This is a genomic window from Rhodoblastus acidophilus, from assembly GCF_025961575.1.
Classification (GTDB): Bacteria; Pseudomonadota; Alphaproteobacteria; order Rhizobiales; family Beijerinckiaceae; genus Rhodoblastus; species Rhodoblastus acidophilus_C.
This window is the reverse complement of record NZ_JAOQNX010000053.1, coordinates 1-16,180: the sequence shown is the minus strand read 5'-3', so window position 1 is coordinate 16,180 and position 16,180 is coordinate 1. Positions and strand designations below refer to the sequence as shown.

Annotated in this window: 8 protein-coding genes and 1 tRNA gene; 4 read left to right on the top strand and 5 right to left on the bottom strand. The window is 67.6% G+C overall.

Annotated elements, in window-relative coordinates:
* Window positions 1–102 precede the first annotated feature (102 nt).
* Window positions 103–384, bottom strand: coding sequence for a sulfur globule protein precursor (locus tag M2320_RS22675; protein WP_264599248.1), 282 nt, complete (start codon window positions 382–384; stop codon window positions 103–105).
* Between the two features lie 129 nt (window positions 385–513).
* Complete coding sequence (locus M2320_RS22670; RefSeq protein WP_264599247.1) at window positions 514–891, bottom strand: Hpt domain-containing protein; 378 nt, start codon at window positions 889–891, stop codon at window positions 514–516.
* 333 nt (window positions 892–1,224) lie between these two features.
* Here M2320_RS22670 and M2320_RS22665 point away from each other — a divergent pair, with 333 nt between their 5' ends.
* Entirely contained in the window at window positions 1,225–9,942 is an 8,718-nt protein-coding gene (locus tag M2320_RS22665; RefSeq protein WP_264599246.1) for a hypothetical protein, read from the top strand.
* Between the two features lie 327 nt (window positions 9,943–10,269).
* Here M2320_RS22665 and M2320_RS22660 read toward each other — a convergent pair whose 3' ends face one another.
* The 3 genes from M2320_RS22660 to metG are packed head-to-tail and all read right to left on the bottom strand — an operon-like array spanning window position 10,270 to window position 13,393.
* Window positions 10,270–11,064, bottom strand: coding sequence for an MBL fold metallo-hydrolase (locus M2320_RS22660; RefSeq protein ID WP_184427892.1), 795 nt, complete (start codon window positions 11,062–11,064; stop codon window positions 10,270–10,272).
* A complete protein-coding gene (locus tag M2320_RS22655) occupies window positions 11,061–11,849 on the bottom strand; it encodes a TatD family hydrolase (RefSeq protein WP_264599245.1) in 789 nt (262 codons plus the stop codon). The genes M2320_RS22660 and M2320_RS22655 overlap by 4 nt, the downstream gene beginning before the upstream one ends.
* Window positions 11,846–13,393, bottom strand: a complete 1,548-nt coding sequence (gene metG, locus M2320_RS22650) for a methionine--tRNA ligase (RefSeq protein ID WP_264599244.1) — start codon at window positions 13,391–13,393, stop codon at window positions 11,846–11,848. The genes M2320_RS22655 and metG overlap by 4 nt, the downstream gene beginning before the upstream one ends.
* Window positions 13,394–13,533: 140 nt before the next feature.
* Here metG and M2320_RS22645 point away from each other — a divergent pair, with 140 nt between their 5' ends.
* The 3 genes from M2320_RS22645 (at window position 13,534) to M2320_RS22635 (ending at window position 16,066) form a co-directional block, all read left to right on the top strand.
* Entirely contained in the window at window positions 13,534–14,130 is a 597-nt protein-coding gene (locus M2320_RS22645) for a glutathione S-transferase family protein (RefSeq protein WP_264599243.1), read from the top strand.
* Entirely contained in the window at window positions 14,123–15,895 is a 1,773-nt protein-coding gene (gene recJ, locus M2320_RS22640) for a single-stranded-DNA-specific exonuclease RecJ (RefSeq protein ID WP_264599242.1), read from the top strand. The genes M2320_RS22645 and recJ overlap by 8 nt, the downstream gene beginning before the upstream one ends.
* A gap of 95 nt (window positions 15,896–15,990) precedes the next feature.
* Window positions 15,991–16,066: transfer RNA gene (locus M2320_RS22635), tRNA-Glu, on the top strand.
* The last annotated feature ends 114 nt before the right edge of the window (window positions 16,067–16,180 follow it).

The window sequence follows — 16,180 nt, the reverse complement described above, 5'->3', positions numbered from 1 at the left end:
GGCATGCGAAGGCTCATGGACATGCTCCAGGGCTACGAGATTGCAAAATGCAAATCACTTGCGTGAATCCCGTAGCCCGCAAGCGGAGAAGGAAGCGCGTCCTCAATAGCAGACGCGGCGGACGACGATTTCGCCCCAATCATTGACATAGCGCTTGAGGAAGCAGCCACCGTACACGCCGCCATAGACGAAGCGCGGCCCGTAGCCCCAGCGATGCCCCCAACCGCCGTGGTGCCAACCGCCATGATGGCCCCAGCCGCCATGGCCGCCCCAATGGCCGCCGCCATGCGGGCCCCAGGCCAGGGCGCCGGTCGGCGAAAGCACGGCGCCGGCGGCGAAAAGCGACAGGCCGGCGGCGAGGACGATATTGCGAAGATTGGACATGACGCGCTCCTTCAGCTGGCTGCCGGAGGAGGAAGGCTCCCCGGCGTTCCGGCTCATTCGCCCAGAACGTCCAGGGGTCGCGGCGTCGCGGAAAAAGGTTCGACGTTTTTTCGCGCGCCCGAAAGAAAATCAGCCGTTCAATTCGCGCAGCGCGCCGAGCGCCTCGGCCAGCGCCTCCTGCAACTGGCGCGAATCCATGGCGCGAAACAGGCCGGCGCGGGCGCTGTGCTCGTAGTTTTCGGCCGCCTTGGCCACGGCGAAGGCGCCCACAGCCCGCGCCGAGCCCTTCAATTTATGGGCGAGATCGGCGCGCACGACATGGTCGGCGCCCGCCTCCAGCGACACGAGCTTGCCGCCGATATGGCTCGCCTGACGCTCGAACAGGGCCAGAACCTCGTGCTCGAGCTCGCGGTCTCCCATGGTCTGGCGCGACAGATGCACGAGATCGAAGGGGTGGACCGTCCGGTTCTGTTCATCCTGCGCGAGACTCATTGCCGTAACCGCCATGTGTTAACTCCGAAACAACGCGAAATCGGCGCCAGCGCGCCTCAGACCACACCAAGTCCTTGTTCGCGAACCATCCATCAAGTGCGATCCACAAGTTTTCATCATGCTTAACGTGACGACTAAAAGCTGACGGACCCCTTATTTTCCCCGCTGCGCCGGGCCTTTTGAAAATCATGGTGAATGATCCGTTAACGACGTTTGCAATTCGCGGTACGGCTCAGGTTTTCAAGGCTCGTGCGCGAGGGTAGAGTGCGTCTTGGTTAACTGCCGCGATCCGCGCGTCTTTACCGTCGCGCGGCCCAGGGGGGCGGCGGATTCAAAAAGGTTAGTTTCATGTCCAATTCCAGCACGGCCCAAGATCCGGCGGCGGCGGCCTTGACGGCCATAGAGGACGCCCTCAAGCTGCAGCCTGAACCGGAGGGCAAGCCCGAAGGCAAATCGGCTACGGCCGAAGCCGGCGCGCTGGAATTCGGACTGCCCCCGGCCAAGGGGCTGGAAATGCCCCGCGCCCCCGAACTCGGCCTGGAAGAGCCCGCGCCCCCGCGCCGCGATCCCCTGTCCCCCGGCGGCGCCCCCGCCAATGACGACCGCGAATCCGTGGGTCATCTGCTGCAAAGCATGCAGGTCAAGGCCGACTCGACCTCGATGACCGTCGCCGTTCTGACCGCCGCTTTGTGGTCCGGCCTGTGGATCGGCTACGCCATCTTCACCCGCGCCGAGGCCTTCACCGGCAATATCTTCAATCCCGCCGCCGCCATGGCTTTGTTCGCGCTGATTGGCCCGGTGATTTTCTTCATCGCCATGGGCCTGGTGCTGCGCCGCTCGCAGGAAATGCGCCTCACCGCCCGCTCGATGGCGGAAGCGGCGATCCGCCTCGCCGAGCCCGAAACCTTTGCGACCGAACATGTGGTGACCCTCAGCCAGGCGATCCGCCGCGAGGTCGCCTCAATGGGCGACGGCATCGAGCGGGCGCTGGCCCGCGCCAGCGAGCTCGAGGCCATGGTGCGCGCCGAGGTCGCCTCTCTCGAGCGCACCTATGGCGAAAACGAGCGCCGCATCCGCGTGCTGCTCAATGAATTGTCGAGCGAGCGCGAATCCATCGTCGTCAACGCCGACCGCGTCTCCTCCGCCCTGACCTCGGCGCAATCGGCCCTGACCGGCGAATTGGAGGCGGCGACCTCCAGCCTGACCGAATTGCTCGACCAGACCGGCGAGCGCATCGCCACCGCGCTGGAAACGCGCGGCAACGAGGTGCAGGCCGCCTTCGCCCAGTCGAGCGAGAGCCTGATGGCCGAGCTGGAGAGCCGCGCCACCGCCTTGCTCGAAAAATTCCAGCATCACGGCGCCGAGACCACCGACGCCATCGACGCGCGCGCGGTCGAGACCGACGCCGCGCTGCGCAAACTCGCCGAAGACTTCCTCGGCCGCATCCATGACAAGACCGGCCAGCTCGCCCAGGAGCTCAACGCCCATGGCGACAAGCTCGCCGAACTGGTCGAGGCCCGCGGCGGCGAATTCGCGGCGGCGAGCCAGGCGGCGCTCGCCGAACTGACCGCCCGCGTCGAAGCCCTGCACGCCATGGTCGGCGAAACCGCCCAACGCACGGTGGAAGATTTCGGCCAGCACGTCGAGACGCTCGGCCAGACCTATGCGTCCATCAGCCAGCAGACGGTCGAGGGCGTGGTCGGCCACACCCAGTCGCTGCGCGACAATTTCGTCGTCGCCGCGGAAGAAACCCTGGCCGCCTTCTCCGGCCAGACCCGCGCCTTCAACGAGACGTTTGCGCGCACCGCCGGCGAAACCATCGAAGCCGTCGCCGGCCAGACCGACGCGCTGCGCGAAGCCGTCGAGGGAACGACGCGCAACGCCGTCGAAACCCTCTCCGCCCGCACCGGCGACCTGGTCGCGGCGGTGGACGGCTCCACCCGCGAGGCCGCCGACACCATCGCCGCCCGCGCCGAAGCCCTGCGCGCAGCCGTCGACGTGTCGACCCGCGAGGCCGCCGAAATCCTCGCCGCCCGCACCGAGACCCTGATCGTCACCGTCGACGGCTCCACCCGCGACGCCGCCGAAACGCTCGCCGCCAAGACCGAGGCGCTGCGCCACGCCGTCACCGCCTCGACCCGCGAAGCGTCGGAAACCCTGTCCGCCAGCGCCGGCCAGCTGACCGACCATTTCACCCGCCTGTCCGGCTCGACGGTCGAAACGCTTTCGGCGCAGACCACGCGCCTCGAGCAGGCCTTCCACGACCACGCGGAAAAGATCGAAAACAGCGTCGGCGCCGCCGCGACCGAAACGCTGGCCGCCTTCACCGAACAGACCAACGCCTTCCACGAGCAGTTCGGCGCCGCCGCCGGCGAGACCCTGGCCGCCTTCGCCGGCCATGCCGACGCCTTCCATGAGCAGTTCGGCGCCACCGCGCAGAACGCCATCGAAACCATCGCCGGGCACGGCGAACGGCTCGAACATATGGTCGCCGCCGCCACCCAGGACCAGCTCTCCGCGCTGGCTGGTCACACCCAGGCGTTCCAGACCAATTTCACCAGCACGGCCGAACAGGCGATCGACACCATCGTCGGCCAGGGCGCCCGGTTCGAGACCACGGTCGGCGACGCCGCCCGCCAGGCGGTCGAGGCCATCGCCAGCCACGGCGAAAACTTGGAAGCCACCGTCAACGCCGCGGCGCAGACCCATCTGGCGGCGCTTGCCGGCCACGCCGAATCCTTCCACGACAAGGCCGCCGCCGCCGCGCAGCAGACCGCGGAGGCCATCGCCCGGCACGGCGCGCAACTGGAAACCACCGTCGCCACGGTCACGCAGGGCCATCTCGAGGCGCTCACCGGCCATACCGAAGCCTTCAACGAACGCTTCACCACCGCCGCCCAGCAGACGGTGGAGGCGCTCGCCCGGCACGGCGAGCATCTGGAAACCACCGTCGCCACGGTCACGCAGGGCCATCTTGAGGCGCTCACCGGCCATACCGACGCCTTCAACGAACGCTTCACCACCGCCGCCCAGCAGACAGTGGAGGCGCTCGCCCGGCACGGCGAGCATCTGGAAACCACCGTGGCTACGGTCACGCAGGGCCATCTCGAGGCGCTCACCGGCCACACCGACGCCTTCAACGAACGCTTCACCACCGCCGCCCAGCAGACGGTGGAGGCGCTCGCCCAGCACGGCGAGCATCTGGAGGCCACGGTCGCCTCCATCGCCCAGACCCAGGCCGCCGCGCTCTCCGGCCAGTCCGAGGCGTTCGAGGAGAAACTCGGCGCCGCCGCCCAGCAGACCGCGGACGCCATCGCCGAGCACGGCGGACGTCTGGAGGCCCTGATCGCCGCCGTCGCCCAGTCGCAGATCGTGGCGCTTTCGGGCCACACCGAGGCGTTCGAGGAAAAACTCGGCTCGGTCGCCCAGCAGACGGTGGACGCCATCGCCCAGCGCGGCGACCATCTGGAGGCCACCGTCGCCGCGGTCACGCAGACCCATCTGGCGGCGCTCGCCGGCCATACCGACGCCTTCCAGGAGAAATTCACCGCCGCCGCCCAGCAGACGGTGGAGACGCTCGCCCAGCGCGGCGACCATCTGGAGACCGCCGTCGCGGCGGTCACCCAGAACCATCTGGCGGCGCTTGTCGGCCATACCGAAGCCTTCCACGAGAAATTCACCGCCGCCGCCCAGCAGACGGTCGACGCCATCGCCCAGCATGGCGAGCAGATCGAAACCACCGTCGGCGCCGTCGCCCAGGGCCAGATCGCGGCGCTGTCCGGCCATGCCGAGGCCTTCGAGCAAAAGCTCGGCGCGGTCGCGCAGCAGGCCGTCGACGCCATCGCCCAGCGCGGCGACCATCTGGAGATCACCGTCGCCGCCGTCACTCAGGATCATCTGGCGACGCTCACCGGCCATACCGCGGCCTTCGAGGAGCGCTTCACCGCCGCCGCCCGGCAGACGGTCGAAACCATCGCCAGCCAAGGCGAACAGCTGGAATCCGCCGTCGGCGAGGTCGCGCAGAAAACGCTCGCCGCGCTCGCCGGCCACACCGAGTCCTTCCAGGACAAGTTCACCACGACCGCGCAGCAGACGGTGGAGGCCATCGCCGGCCACAGCGAACATCTGGAAACCGCCGTCGCCAATGTCACTCAGACCCATCTCGCGGCGCTCGCCGGCCATACCGAAGCGTTCCAGACCCAGTTCGCCCAGGCGACGGGCGGCGTGATCGCCGACGCCGAGCAGCGCGCCGCGCATCTGCGCGACGCCCTGGAGACGACCGTGAAGACCGTCGCCGACACGCTCGGCGAGACCACGGCCGCCGCCCAGACGCATTTCGAGACCACCGCCGAAAGCACGCTCAACGCGCTGCTGTCGCAGACCCAGGCGCTCGACGGCGCCTTCTCGGCCAATGCCGCGCAGGCGGCGGAAGCCATCGCCGAACGGCTCGGCGACGCGCAGGCGCGCTTCACCCAGACCGCCAGCGAGGCGGTGGCCGCCATCGGCGTCCACGGCGATCGCGTCAACGAGACCCTGGCCGAACGCCTCGACGTCTTCGAGCGCACCCTTGCGCGCGGCGGGGATGAAGCGGCGAACAGCATCGGCCAGCACGCCAAACGCCTGTCGCGCGAGATCGCGGCGAGCCTGCAAAGCTTCGAAACCAAGGTGGAGACCGGCGTCACCGAGGCGCACACCCGCCTCGGCCAGCACGCCGAACGTCTCAACGCCGATTTCGTCGCCCAGCTCGCGGCGCTGGAAAATCTTCTCCGCGACGGCGGCGAAAGCTCGGCCGACCATATCCGCGCGCAGACGGAAGTGCTGCGCGACGCGCTCGCGGAAAACCTGCGCGCCTTCGAGGCGGCTTTGGTCGAGCACGGCGGCGGCGCGGTGGAGCGCATCGGCGCCCAGTCGCAGCAGATCGGCGCGGTGATCGCGGAACGCCTCGCCTTGGTCGAGACCACCATCGGCGAACATGGCGCGGCGCTCGACGCGCGCCTGGGCGAACGCGCCCAGGCCACGGCGGCGCTGCTCGCCGCGCAGCTCGAACGGTTCGAGGCCACGACCTGGGACAAGACCCAACAGGTCGTGCAGAGCATGGACGCCCTGCTCGAAAAGGCCGACAATGGCCTGGACGCGCGCTCGCGCCAGCTCAACGACACGCTCGCCGGCCGCGCCATCGACATCGCCAAGGTGCTGGGCGAAGGCGGCCGCGAGGTCGGCCGCGCGCTCGACACCAAGGCGCGCGAGCTCGACGAGATCATCCTCAGCCGCTCCACGGCGCTCACCGACAATCTCGCCGCCAAGGCGGAAGAGATCAACGCCACGCTCGGCGCGCGCGCGGAGCAGATCGCCTCGCATCTCGGCGGCCATATCGGCCAGTTCGAGGACAAGGTGGTCAACCGTCTCGCCGTGGTCGGCGAGGAAGTGTGGAACCGCACCGGGGAGATCGATTCCGCGCTCGCCGCGCGCTCGAGCCAGATGACCGAGGGCCTGTCCGCCCAGATCGTCGCCTTCGAGGACAAGGTGGTGAACCGCCTGGCCGCCGCCGGCCGCGAGGTCTGGACCAAGACCGGGGAAATCGACTCCGTGCTGGCCGCCCGCTCCGAGCAGATCGCCGATCATCTCGGCGCCCATGTCGAAGCCTTCGAGCAGAAGGTGGTCGGCCGGGTCGAGGAAGCGGCCGTCACCCTCACGGCCAAGGCGTCGGAAGCCGAAGCCGCGCTCGCCGCCCGTTCGGCGGAGATCGCCGCCCATCTCGGCGACCATGTCGACACGTTCGAGACCCGGGTGGTCGTCGGCGCCGACGAGGCCGCCAAGAAGATCGCCGCGACCGTCGGCGACCTCGCCGGCCAGATCGCCAGCGAGGCGTCGCAGGCCGAAGCCGCGCTCGCCGCGCGCTCGACGCAGATCGCCGCCCATCTCGGCGGCCATGTCGAGGCCTTCGAAACCAGGGTGGTCACCGGGGCCGAACAGGCCGCGGACAAGATCGCCGCCAAGGCCGACGACCTCGCCGGCCAGATCGCCGCCAAGGCGAGCGAGGCGGAAGCGGCTTTGGCCGCGCGCTCCGCGCAGATCGCCAATCGCCTCGGCGCCCATGTCGAGGCCTTCGAGACCAAGGTGGTCGGCGGCGCCGACCAGGCCGCCGAACGGATCGTCGCCAAGGCCAGCGACCTCGCCGGCCAGATCGCCGGCGAGGCGGCGCAGGCCGAGGCCGCGCTCGCCGCCCGCTCCGCGCAGATCACCGCCCATCTCGGCGCCCATGTCGCGGCCTTCGAGACCCAGGTGGTCAATGGCGTCGAACAGGCCGCCGAGCAGATCTCGGCCAAGGCCGGCGACCTCGCCGCCCGGATCGCCAGCGAGGCTGCCCAGGCCGAAGCCGCGCTCGCTGTGCGCTCCGGCGAGATCGCCGCCCATCTCGGCGGCCATGTCGAAGCCTTCGAAGACAAGGTCGTCGGCCGCGCCGACGAGGCGGCGAAGAAAATCGCCGTCAGCGCCAGCGAATTGGCCGGCGAGATCGCCGCCCGCGCGACGCAGGCCGAAGCCGCGCTCGCCGCGCGCTCCGGCGAAATCGCCGCAAACCTCGGCGGCCATGTCGAGGCCTTCCAGACGAAGGTCGTCGCCGGCGCCGATGAAGCGGCGAAAAAGATCGCGGCCAGCGCTAACACGCTGGCCGGCCAGATCGCCATCCGCGCCCAGCAGGCCGAAGCCGCGCTTGCGGCCCGTTCCGGCGAGATCGCCGCGCATCTGGGCGGCCATGTCGAGGCCTTCGAGGCCAAGGTGGTGACCGGCGCCGAACAGGCGGCGCAAAAGCTCGCCGCCAGCGCCGGCGCCTTCGCCAGCCAGATCGCCGGCGAGGCCGCGCAAGCCGAAGCCGCGCTCGCCGCCCGCTCCGGCGAGATCACCGCCCATCTCGGCGGCCATGTCGAGGCCTTCGAAGACAAGGTCGTCGGCCGCGCCGGCGAGGCCGCGCGGACCATCGCCGCCAGCGCCAACGAACTCGCCGGCCAGATCGCCAGCGAGGCCGCGCGCGCCGAAGCCGCGCTCGCCGCCCGCTCCGGCGAGATCGCCGCCCATCTCGGCGGCCATGTCGACGCTTTCGAGACCAAGGTGGTCGCCGGCGCCGAAGAGGCGGCGAAAAAGATCGCCGCCAAGGCGGACAAGGTCGACCAGATGCTGTCGCTGCGCTCCGATCAGGTCGCGGCCCATCTCACCGGCCATGTCGATCTGTTCGAGGACAAGGTGGTCGGCCGCATCGCCGAAGTGGCCGACAAGGTCGCGGCCAGCGCCGAAAGTATCGACGCCAAGCTCAGCGCGCGCGCCGAACAAATCGCCGAAACCCTCGGCGGCCAGGTCGGCGTGTTCGAGGAGAAGGTCGGCGTGTTCGAGGAAAAGGTGCTCGGCCGCCTCGGCGCCGTCGGCGAGGAGATCGACCGCCGCGTCGCCACGCTCGGCGCCACGCTCGACGGCAGCGGCCGCACGCTGGCGGAAGACCTGCGCGTGCGCACCGAAGAGCTGCACGACTGGTACGACACGCGCGGCGTAAAACTGATCGAACTGCTGCAGGAGCGCGGCGGCGAGGTCACCCAGCGCATCGCCAGCTTCAGCCAGACCGCTGTCAGCGTGCTGCATGAACGCTCCGGCGAACTGATCGCCGAGCTCAACGGCAAGCAGGAGGAAATGGCCTCCGCGCTCACCGAGATCAACGGCCGCATCAAGAAGGACGTGGTCAGCCTGGTCGAGGTCATGGCGCAATCGCACCGCGCCCTGCTCGGGGTGGTCGACAAGGCCGAGAACAGCCTGCAAACCTATGACGCGCAGCTTGGCGAGCGCATCGGCGCCTTCACCGGCGCGGTCGACGCGCTCGACGGCGAGATCGACCGGCTCGGCGTCACGGCCAAGCAGGGCTCCGACACGCTGGCGCAAACCGCGCGGACTCTGGGCGCGCAGAACGCCGGCCTGACCGAAACCCTCGGCGAAATGCGCAAGACCCAGACGGAGCTGGACGCCGCCCTGGACGCGCGTCTGGAAAACCTGCAGACGCTCTACAGCGAGGCGCAGCAGCGTCAGGACGCCTTCGAGAAACGCCTCGAGCGCTACGCCGCCTCGATCGGCAAGACGCTGGAGCAGGCCGAGGACAAGGCCCGCGAGGTCGGCGGCTTCCTCACCGACGCCGCCACGGCGACGGCGGGAACCCTGACCAGCCAGTTCGACTCGCTGCGCGACGCGGCGGCGCGGGAGCGCGAGAGCGCCTCGGCGGCGCTGAGCAGCGCCTACGAGCAGAACATGAGCGAACTGAACCAGATGTTCGCCCAGGCGACCGAGCGCTACAAGGCCGTGGCCCAGGAGCTGCGCGGCATGAGCGCCGAGGTGCAGCGCGAGCTCGAGGCGACGCGGCAGGAGCTGCGGCGCGGCGCGCTGGAGCTGCCCCGCGAAACCTCGGAGCAGACCGCGGCGATGCGCCGGGTGATCGCCGAACAGATCAAGGCGCTCAATGAGCTGACCGACATTGTCGCCCGCTCCGGCCGCGCCTTCGATATCGCCGAGGCGCCGCGCGCCGAGGCCCTGCCCGCCCCCCGCGCCCGAAACGCCGCGCCGGCCCCCGCCCCCGCCCAGCGCTTCGACGTGCGTCAGGCGACGCCGCCGCAGCGTCCCGCGACGGACTCCAGCGGCTGGGTGAGCAGCCTGCTCGCCCGCGCCTCGCAGGAGGACGCGCCGCGCCGCGGCAAGGGCGCCGATCTCGAAAGCCTGTCGGCCGACATCGCCCGCATGGTGGACGAGAACGCGCTGGCGCAGGCCTGGGACCGCTATCGTCGCGGCGACAGCGGCGTGTTCGACCGCAGGCTGTACACTGGCGCCGGCGCGAAGACGTTTGACGAGATCCGCCGCCGCTACGCCAACGAGACGGATTTCCGCCAGACGGTGGACCGCTACGTCTCGGAATTCGAGCGCCTGCTGTCGGAAGTGGACCGCGAGGACCGCGACGGGCTGCTGACGCGCTCCTACCTGACGTCCGAAACGGGCAAGGTTTATACGCTTCTCGCCCATGCGGCGGGCCGGCTGGGCTAAGCCGGCTCTCCACGAGAGATTGAAAACAAAACGGCTTCCGGCAAACACCGGAAGCCGTTTTTCCTTGTAACATCAACCCACAACCGTCATGCCCGGGCATTCACGCCGGCCCGCGAGAGCCGATTCCTGGAGTCCTGGCGCCGGACGTTTTCATTTGGAGCAAAGGACGACGCGCACCAGGTTGCATCCTGCCATGCTGTCGTCATTGCGGGCGAAGCGAAGCAATCCACCATTCAACGCGCACGGCGCTTCGGCATCGCTACGCAACCACCGCGCGCGCTCGCAATGACGGCGCGCAAATGAGAGAAGGAAGGGGTCGCCTGCCCCTCACACCACCAGCTTCATCCCGTCGAACGCCGGCTCGACGCCCATCGGCAATTGCCCGCGCAGCGTCTCGAAATCCAGATCGGTGTGCATATTGGTGAGCACCGCCCGCTTCGGCTTGAACATGTCGATGCACTCCAGCGCCTCCATCAGGCTGAAATGCGTGGGATGCGTGCGGTAGCGCAGGGCGTCGATGATCCAGAGGTCGAGGTTTTGCAAGAATTCAAAACTCTCCTCCGGAATGAATTTCACATCCGGCGTATAGGCGACGTTCTCGAAACGAAATCCGAGCGCGTCAATGTCGCCGTGGTTGAGCCGAAACGCCGTCGTCTCCAGCGGCCCCGCCGGTCCGTCCGGCGCAAAACGCTCGCCATGCGCGATCACATGCGGAATGAGCAGTGGCGGATAGGCGCTGCCCGGCGGGGTCTTGAACAGATAATCGAACCGCAAGCCCACCGTGTCCCAGGTCGGCGTGTCGAGGTAGCAGTCGATCAGGCGCCGCATCTGCATGGTCAGCGGCCGCACATCGTCGAGCCCGTGAATATGGTCGGCGTGCGGATGGGTCAGCAGCAGCGCGTCGAGCCCATCGACATCCCGTGCAATTAATTGCTCACGCACATCCGGCCCGGCGTCCACCAGCAAGCGCGTCGGTTTTTCCGGCCCCGGCTTGTCCACCAGCAGCGCGCAGCGCCGCCGCCGGTTCTTCGGATTTTTGGGATCGCACGCACCCCAGCCCTGCCCGACGCGGGGAACGCCCGCCGATGAGCCGCAGCCGAGGATCGTGATTTCCAGCGTCATGCGGACAGCGCCGGCATTTTGTCGAAAAGTCTGAGCGCATTGGCGGTGGTGATCTCCGCCAGCGCCTCCGGCGCCATGCCCTTGACCTCGGCCAGCACGCGCAAAGTGTCCGCGACATAGGCGGGCTCATTGGTCTTTCCGCGATGCGGAACCGGCGCGAGGAAGGGCGCGTCGGTCTCGATCAACATGCGGTCAAGCGGCACGTGAGCCGCGGTCTCACGCAGCTCCGCCGCGCTTTTGAACGTCACCACGCCGGAAAAGGAAATGTACAAGCCCAGCGCCAGCGCCCGCTCCGCCAGTTCTCGCGACGAGGTAAAACAGTGCAGCAGCGCCTTGAACGGCTTTTTGGAAAATTCCTCTTCCAAAATATCCGCCATATCGGCGTCGCAATCGCGGCTGTGGATCACCAACGGCAGGTTTGACAGCCGCGCCGCCTCGACATGGGCGCGAAACACCCGCTGCGCCAAATCTTTCGACGCGCGCTTGTAATGATAGTCGAGCCCGGCCTCGCCGATGGCCACGCATTTGGGATGGTTCGCCAATTCGGCGATCTCTTGCGCCAAAAACTCGCGTTCGTCCTGCGCGTGATTGGGATGCGTGCCGACCGAACAAAACACCTCATCCACCCCTTCGGCGATGGCGGCGATCGCCGGAAATTTCTCGATTTCCGTGCAGATGGTGATCATGCGCGCCACCCCCGCCGCCTTGGCGCGCGCCAAAACCCCCTCGCGGTCGCGGACGAGTTCGTCGAAGTCGAGATGGCAATGCGTGTCGATGAGCTTCATTTCGCCTCTTCAGGCTCGACATAACGCGGAAAGATCGGCGCCGGCGCCGGCAAATCGCCGCCTGCGACCAGCGCATGCTCGGGGGCGGCGAAAGCAAGCGTCCGCTGGTCGGCTGCAACCCCCAGCAGGTCCAAAAGCTTGCCGGCGGCTTCCGGGATAAACGCCTGGCACAGCAGCGCCACCACGCGCAGCGTTTCCGCGGTCACGTAGAGCACGGCGTCGCGGCGCGCCGGATCGATCTTGCCGATCTTCCAGGGCTCCTGCGCGGCGAAATAGCGGTTGGCGTCTCCCACCACGCCCCAGATTTCCGCCAAAGCCTGATGCGGCAGGTAATCGCGCATGGCGTTTCGCGAGATCGCCACCGCCCCATAGGCGCGCGCCAGCAGGGCGTCATCGGCTTCCGCGCGCGGTCCGGGCGCCGGAACTTTGGCGCCGCAATTCTTGGCGATCATCGACAACGAGCGCTGCGCAAGATTGCCGAGGTCGTTGGCGAGATCCGCATTGATGCGCTGGACGATGGCCTCGTGCGAATAATTGCCGTCCTGTCCCCAGGGCACCTCGCGCAGGAAGAAATAGCGCAGCGCATCCACCCCGTAATGATCAGCGAGCGTAAAGGGGTCGATGACATTGCCGACCGACTTCGACATTTTCTCGCCGCGGTTGAACAGGAATCCGTGAACGACGATCTGCTTCGGCAGCGGCAACTCGGCGGACATCAAAAAAGCCGGCCAGAAAATGGCGTGGAACCGCGTAATGTCCTTGCCGATCACATGAGCGTCGCAGGGCCAGAACTTGGCCCTCGGTCCGCCCTGGAGAAAGCCGGTGGCGGTGAAGTAATTGGTGAGCGCGTCCACCCAGACATACATGACGTGCTTGTCGTCATCAGGGACCTTGATGCCCCAGTCGAACGTGGTCCGGCTGATCGACAGGTCGTTCAGCCCGCGCTTCACGAAGGCGACGATTTCGTTGCGGTATTTTTCCGGCGTGATGAAATCGGGATGCGCCTCGTAATGGGCCAACAATTTTTCGGCATAGGCCGAGAGGCGGAAAAAGTAGCTTTCCTCCTCCACCCATTCGACCGGCGTGCCGGTAGGCGCGAATTTTTTCCCGTCGCTTTCGGTGAGCTCGCCCTCGTCATAATAGGCTTCGTCGCGCACCGAATACCAGCCGCTGTATTTTGACAGATAAATGTCGCCCTTGGCGGCCATGCGCCGCCAGACCTCCTGCACCGTCTCCTTATGGCGCTGCTGCGTGGTGCGGACGATGTCGTCGGCCCGCGCATTGAGCTTCTCGCCCATGGCCTCGAACTGGACGGCGGTGCGGTCGGCAAGCTGCTGCGGCGTGATCCCCTCGCGCGCCGCGGTCTGCTGCATTTTCAAGCCATGCTCGTCCATGCCAGTGACGAACAGCACGTCCTTGCCGTCGAGCCGCTGGAATCGCGCGAAGGCGTCAGTGGCGATCCGCTCATAGGCGTGGCCGATATGCGGCGCGCCATTGGCGTAGGGAATGGCGGTGGTGATGTAATAGGTGTCTTTCTCGGCCATGCCTGTCGCCTGTGATTGCAGTTTCGAGGCAAACTAATGAAGGCCGGGCGAAAGGCAAGGCCGAGCGACGCCGCCGCGAACTTGCGGCTTGACCGCACCCTCTCGAGTTCCTAGTTTGTTCGCCTCACCGGGGAGGTCGCATGAAACTCTATTGGGCTGCGCAGACACGATCGCTGCGGGTGCTGTGGCTGCTGGAGGAAATCGGCTGCGCCTACGAGCGCGTCGCCGTCGACCTGCGCGCGGGACGCCAGCACACGCCGGAGTTCCACGCCATCAACCCCATGGAAAAGGTGCCGGCTTTGGAGGACGGGGAGGCGCGCATCGCCGAATCCGGCGCGATCTTCGCCTATCTCGTCGAAAAATTCCCGCCAGCCGGCCTCGCCCCGGCGGTCGGCGACCCGCTGCGCGGACGCTTTTGGCAATGGCTGTTCTTCGCCAGCGCCAATATTGAAGCGGCGATGACGGAAAAAATGGCGCAGGTAAAGCTGCCGGAGACCGCGGCGGGCTGGGGCTCGGCCGAACGCGTTTTTAATGTCGTCGAGGAACAACTCTCCGCCACGCCCTACATTCTCGGCGACACATTTTCCGCCGTCGACGTCATGCTCGCCTCCAACCTGCATTACGCCATCACCGCATTCAAAATGTTCGAGTCGCGCCCGGTGTTTGACGCCTATCTGCAAGCCTGCCGTTCCCGTCCCGCCTTTCAGCGCGCTGTCGCGCTCGACGCAAATGGCTGAACGCGCGCTGCTCGGCGTCGAATCGAGCGTCACCGGAAAATTCTGGCGGGACCGTCTCGACGCGCCCGGCCAGGCCCGCGCCCTGGCCATCGCCCAACTCTCCGGCCTGCCGGACGCGCTGTCGCGCATCCTCGCCGGACGCGGCGTCGCGCCGGACGACGCTCTGGCCTTCCTCGACCCGACCCTGCGCAGCCTGCTCCCCGAACCGTTCAGCCTCACCGCCATGGAGGCGGCGACGCAACGCCTGATGCACGCGATCCTGCGCCGCGAAACCGTGGCGATTTTCGGCGACTATGACGTGGACGGCGCCTGCTCCTCCGCCCTGCTCGCCGAATTCTTGGACTATTGCGGAACGCCCCGCCTCCTCCACATTCCCGACCGCATCACCGAGGGCTACGGCCCCAATGTCGAGGCGATCAGGGGATTCGCCAAACAGGGCGCGAAACTGCTGGTCACCGTCGATTGCGGAACCACCTCGTTCGAACCCTTTGTGGAGGCCAAAAAGCTCGGCCTCGACGTGATCGTGCTCGACCACCACCAGGCCCCCGAAACCCTGCCCGAGGCGATCATCGTCAACCCCAACCGCCAGGACGACGTGTCCGGCCAGGGCGCGCTCTGCGCCGCCGGCGTGGTGTTCCTCACCCTGGTCGCGGTCAACCGCGCCCTGCGCAAAAGCGGCTGGTGGCGCGAATATCCCGAGCCCGACCTGCTGCTCGGCATCGATCTGGTCGGGCTGGCGACAGTGGCCGACGTCGCCCCGCTCACCGGCCTCAACCGAGCCTTTGTGGTCAAGGGTCTGGCGCTGATGCGCAACCGCGCGCGCGCCGGCCTGCGGGCGCTCGCCGACATTTCCGGCATCAACGGCCCGCCGCGCGCCTGGCACCTCGGCTTTCTGCTCGGCCCCCGAATCAACGCCGGCGGCCGCATCGGCGACGCCGCGCTGGGCGCCAAACTCATGCTGGAGCGCGACGAGCTGCAAGCCGGCATGATCGCCGCCGAACTCGACCGCCTCAACGGCGAGCGTCAGGTGCTGGAAAAGGCCATGGTTGAGCAGGCCATGGCCCAGGCCGAATTGACTTTGGTGCCTGACGCCCCGGTCGTGATTGCGGGCGGCGACGACTGGCAGCCGGGAATCGTCGGTCTGGTCGCCTCGCGACTCAAGGAGGCGCACGGCCGCCCCGCTTTTGCGCTCGCCTTCAAGGACAATCTGGCGACCGGCTCGGCGCGCTCGATTCCGGGCGTCGACCTCGGCCGCGCCGTGCGCGCGGCGGTGGAGCGCGGCATCTTGGAAAAGGGCGGCGGCCACGCCATGGCGGCCGGGGTGACGGTCAGGCGCGAAAAACTCGAAGCGTTCCGCGCCTTTCTTGAGGAGGCGCTGGCCGAAAAGGTCGCGCAAGCCCGAAAAAGCTCGGGCCTCGCCATCGACGGCCTGCTGACGGCGGGCGCCTGCGCGCCAAATTTTGTCGAAGCCTTCGAAAAAGCCGGCCCGTTCGGCGCCGGCAACCCAGAACCGGTGTTCGCCCTGCCCGACCACCGCATCACCGAGGTGATTCCCTTCGGCGTGGATCATTTACGCGTCAGGGTGCAGGCGGGCGACGGGGCCAAGCTGGAGCTGGTGAGTTTTCGCTCGGCGCAGACGGTTTTGGGCCAGGCGGTTGCGCAGGCCAAGGGCATGCGGGCGCATCTGGCCTGCTCGCTGTCGCTTGATTTCTGGGGCGGTCGGCCGAAGGTGTCGGCCAAACTGGTGGACATGGCGCTGGCGTGAAACAAAAATTTGCAATCGGGGACTGAAAGGCTTGCGCTCGGCGGCGGCGGCGTCTATACACGCCCCACTTCCGGCGGCTGAGCCGCACGGAACCCGCGCCCATCGTCTAGCGGTCTAGGACGTCGCCCTTTCACGGCGAAAACAGGGGTTCGAGTCCCCTTGGGCGCGCCAACAAAATCAAACGCTGAGCCTAGAGCGCGTTCGGCGGCTTCAGATTCAATGGGGGATTCCCAACTGGCTTGAACAATGCGATTCTTTCTTCGTGATTGCGAGGGAGGAATCCCA

What these genes read in the sequence shown, in the direction of transcription:
- M2320_RS22675 (WP_264599248.1), bottom strand. Translation starts at nt 384, where the DNA reads ATGTCCAATCTTCGCAATATCGTCCTCGCCGCCGGCCTGTCGCTTTTC.
- M2320_RS22670 (WP_264599247.1), bottom strand. Translation starts at nt 891, where the DNA reads ATGGCGGTTACGGCAATGAGTCTCGCGCAGGATGAACAGAACCGGACG.
- M2320_RS22665 (WP_264599246.1), top strand. Translation starts at nt 1,225, where the DNA reads ATGTCCAATTCCAGCACGGCCCAAGATCCGGCGGCGGCGGCCTTGACG.
- M2320_RS22660 (WP_184427892.1), bottom strand. Translation starts at nt 11,064, where the DNA reads ATGACGCTGGAAATCACGATCCTCGGCTGCGGCTCATCGGCGGGCGTT.
- M2320_RS22655 (WP_264599245.1), bottom strand. Translation starts at nt 11,849, where the DNA reads ATGAAGCTCATCGACACGCATTGCCATCTCGACTTCGACGAACTCGTC.
- metG (WP_264599244.1), bottom strand. Translation starts at nt 13,393, where the DNA reads ATGGCCGAGAAAGACACCTATTACATCACCACCGCCATTCCCTACGCC.
- M2320_RS22645 (WP_264599243.1), top strand. Translation starts at nt 13,534, where the DNA reads ATGAAACTCTATTGGGCTGCGCAGACACGATCGCTGCGGGTGCTGTGG.
- recJ (WP_264599242.1), top strand. Translation starts at nt 14,123, where the DNA reads ATGGCTGAACGCGCGCTGCTCGGCGTCGAATCGAGCGTCACCGGAAAA.